The organism is Mesorhizobium sp. M7A.F.Ca.US.014.04.1.1 (assembly GCF_003998745.1).
GTDB classification, from domain to species: Bacteria; Pseudomonadota; Alphaproteobacteria; order Rhizobiales; family Rhizobiaceae; genus Mesorhizobium; species Mesorhizobium ciceri.
Window position 1 is genome coordinate 1 of the sequence record NZ_RZRW01000606.1, and the last position, 3342, is coordinate 3342.

Here is a 3342-nt window from a genome sequence, read left to right on the forward strand (position 1 = left end):
CCAATACCGCATTCCTGTCGGTGACCGACACCTACGACGCCAACAACGCCTATCTCGACGTGGCCAAGGTGCGTGACTTCGCCGATGCCGGGCTGACGCCGAACCAGATCGCCACGGGCGAAGGGCTGGACAGCCTGACTAGCGGGGCTGTGTTCGGCGCCGTCGCCGGGTTGGCCACCGATGCCGAGGCACGCGCTGCCTTCGACCAGCTGTCAGGCGAGATCCATGCCTCGGCTAAGGGCATGCTGGTCGAGGACAGCCGCTTCGTCCGTGATGCGGCGACGTCGCGCATTCGTGCCGCTTTCGGCGATGGCAGCACTGCTGCCCTGCCGGTGATGGCCTATGGCGAAGGCGGACCGGAAATGGTCGCCGCCGACACCGATCGCTTTGCAGTCTGGGGCCAGGCTTTCGGGTCCTGGGGCAACACCGACAGCGACGGCAACGCCGCCGCTTTCGATCGTTCGACGGGGGGCCTGCTGGCGGGCGCCGACACGCTGGTGGGCGGCTGGCGTGTCGGTCTGCTTGGCGGTTACAGCCATGCGAACTTCGATGCCGATGATCGCAGCTCCAGCGGCGACGCCGACAACTACCATCTCGGTCTCTATGGCGGCACCAACTGGGGCGCCATCGCTTTCCGAACCGGTGCGGCCTACAGCTGGAGCAGCCTGTCGACAAAACGCTCGGTCGCCCTCAACGGATTTGCCGATCAACTTTCGGCCGACTATGACGCCGGCACCGCGCAGATCTTCGGCGAACTTGCCTACAAGGTCGGTAGCAGCGGGCCCGATGCCGAGGGCTTCAAGTTCGAGCCCTTCGTCAATCTCGCCTATGTCAGCGTGCACACCGACGGCTTTACCGAAAAGGGCGGCGCGGCAGCGTTGACCAGCGCGGGTTCCACCACCGACGCCACCTTCACCACGCTCGGCCTGCGCGGCTCGACCGGTTTTGCGCTCGGCAACATCAATGCGACAGCGCGCGGCATGCTCGGCTGGCGGCACGCTTTCGGCGATACCACGCCGCTGTCGACGGTCGCCTTTGCCGGCAGCGATGCCTTCACCATCGCCGGCGTGCCGATCGCCACGGACAGCGCCGTGATCGAGGCCGGCATCGACCTCAAAATGTCGGCAAATGCGACGCTCGCCCTGTCCTATTCCGGACAGTTCGGCGGTGGCGCTGTCGACAATGGCGCTAAGCTCGATCTCGCGGTGAAATTCTGACGGCGAGAGGTGGCGATCATCAGGAAGCGCCGTCACCTTGGTTGCAAGATTAGCCAGAGACTGATGGAGGCAGCATGGTCAAGTTGATGGGCGATTTCCACACGAAGCATGAAAGCGGCTTTACGCCAACAGAGGGGTGTAAACTGCCGTTCGACGCGGACATTCTGGAAGGTGAGGCCAAGGCGCGAAAGCAATTGCTTGGCCATCAGAACGCTTTCCTTCCCAAGCCCAAACGGTCCGCCAAAGACGTCGACCATCTGATCGAACAGATGGTCGCGTTCGACAAGATCCTGTCCGGGCACTATTGGCGAGAATATCGAACGGATCTGATCGCGGGGAACGTGCGTTCGGCGGTTGGCAAAGCAGGATCCATGCTTGATCTGGGCAAGTTGTCGCCACGACCGGCGACCAGCACAGTCATGATACCGCGCCTCAAATTGCCGGACTTCGACCCCGTTCCTTTTGGTCCGGTCGAACGGGGGGAGCGACAGATCATAGACCTGAGCTCGGTGGCTCGAGGAACCTACTTCGACAAGTGGTTCAACTACAATGGGCGCTGGACGCTCACCCAACTCTTCGATCACGCCGTGACTGATCCGGTACCCCTGTCAATGGATTTCGTCAGCGCCAACAATTTGGACCCATACGATGCGGATGGCCTGTGGGCTGCGAGCGAAACCGGCGTCTGGTTCACCTATGTGCCTGATATCGACGGCTACGTAACGCTTTTCTGGCTATCGGACCCACTTACCTATCGCCTGTTCACACAATACTCTCCGCGCGACGCGGACGGTTGGGCGAATGGTTGGCTCTCGGTGGAAGGGGTTGTCGGCATCTGGACACAAAATTCATTCGCAGGGCGCGACTATGTCGAGATAGCGAGCAGCAACGGCAATGCGCATGACACGCTGCAGGCAACCGGCGTCCTTTTCATTCACAACAGCACATACCCCGTCCAAGCCGGGAAACCGGTCAATGTGCTGATCGGAACGCGGTCGAACATATTTGGTGTCTGCGACGGAACTGGGATTAATTTCGGAGCGGGCGTTGTCGCGCGGATTGACCAGCCCATCTCCGTCTTCACACGAGCGGACCGGGAGCCATATTCGCCGTTCTATTAAACCGCGCAGGCGAGCCGATCTTCGGGGACTGGAGATCGTCGGGAGTGCGTCGCTAATCGCCGATGGCGCGAGTGCGGCCCGGTCGTCGCTTGCCGTCCTAGCAAATTGCAGTGAGCGCGACCCTGTCCGGTCCACCTGCAGCACCGATCGTCAGACGTACCGCCCCAACGGTGAACGCCCGAGAGCTGAAATCGCGAATGCCGACGATTGGACTGTCACGTCCTAGTCTAGTCTAGACCGCTACATGTTTTAGCCCTTCAAAGACCCAAGCGCGGCGAAGCCGAGCGCCACCAGGGCACCTCCCAGGACGATATCCGCATGCTTTCGGAAACGTCTGTAGAACCGCTGTGTTACAGGTTGGGAAATGCAAAGGCCAAGAAGACCAAACCAGGCGATCGCAATGGCAAACACCAATGCGACCACGGTTAGGTAAGTCGCCCCGCGGAGATTTAAGTTCAGCGTTGAAGAGGCGAAAAATATTGCAGTTGCGGGATTTGCCACCGCAGTGACAAAACCCAGCCGGAAGTGCCGAACGTTTGCGACCGGTTTCGGCTCATCCGGTCCCGTCTTGATCGACCAAGCTCGCCGCATCGAGTTTCATCCAATGAGGACCAGCAGTGCGCCGTAGAGGCTGGCGGCTATCTGATGCGCGATGCCCTCGTGCGGCAATGAACCGACCCCCGTCGCGACGACGGCCGCCAGCGAACTTGCGCCAAGGGCGATACCGGCGGCAGCGGAAAGCGCCGTAGCACGCGACGCGGTCAGCCCGGCCTGCGCAACGACGGCAAAATTGGCACCCGGCAGCATTGCCACGAGCGTATAGGAAACGGCAAACGGAAATAATCCGGCCGCGACAACGTATCCGGTTTCCATCATTGATTGGCCCCGCATCATCAACGACCTGCCCTACTTCATGGCTGGCCACTGCAAACCTAGCCAAAATCTGGCCGAAAGACGCGGCCCCGAACAATCGGCAAATGCCGACTGTTAGATTTTTTGTTCGG

At 60.9% G+C, this 3342-nt stretch carries 4 protein-coding genes; 2 read left to right on the forward strand and 2 right to left on the reverse strand.

The features are described from left to right. Together EOA22_RS28465 and EOA22_RS28470 are read left to right on the forward strand one after the other, a co-directional pair. A partial coding sequence (locus tag EOA22_RS28465; protein WP_127390393.1) for an autotransporter domain-containing protein occupies positions 1–1217 on the forward strand: 1217 nt, incomplete at its 5' end. A 74-nt stretch (positions 1218–1291) separates the two neighbouring features. Then, complete coding sequence (locus tag EOA22_RS28470; protein ID WP_063170516.1) at positions 1292–2338, forward strand: hypothetical protein; 1047 nt, start codon at positions 1292–1294, stop codon at positions 2336–2338. 249 nt (positions 2339–2587) lie between these two features. Here EOA22_RS28470 and EOA22_RS39130 read toward each other — a convergent pair whose 3' ends face one another. Then, the gene (locus EOA22_RS39130) at positions 2588–2929 is read right to left on the reverse strand and encodes a hypothetical protein (RefSeq protein ID WP_244514456.1); all 342 of its coding nucleotides are present in this window, start codon (positions 2927–2929) and stop codon (positions 2588–2590) included. Between the two features lie 6 nt (positions 2930–2935). Beyond that, a complete protein-coding gene (locus tag EOA22_RS39135; RefSeq protein ID WP_245441377.1) occupies positions 2936–3235 on the reverse strand; it encodes a hypothetical protein in 300 nt (99 codons plus the stop codon). Positions 3236–3342 lie beyond the last annotated feature (107 nt).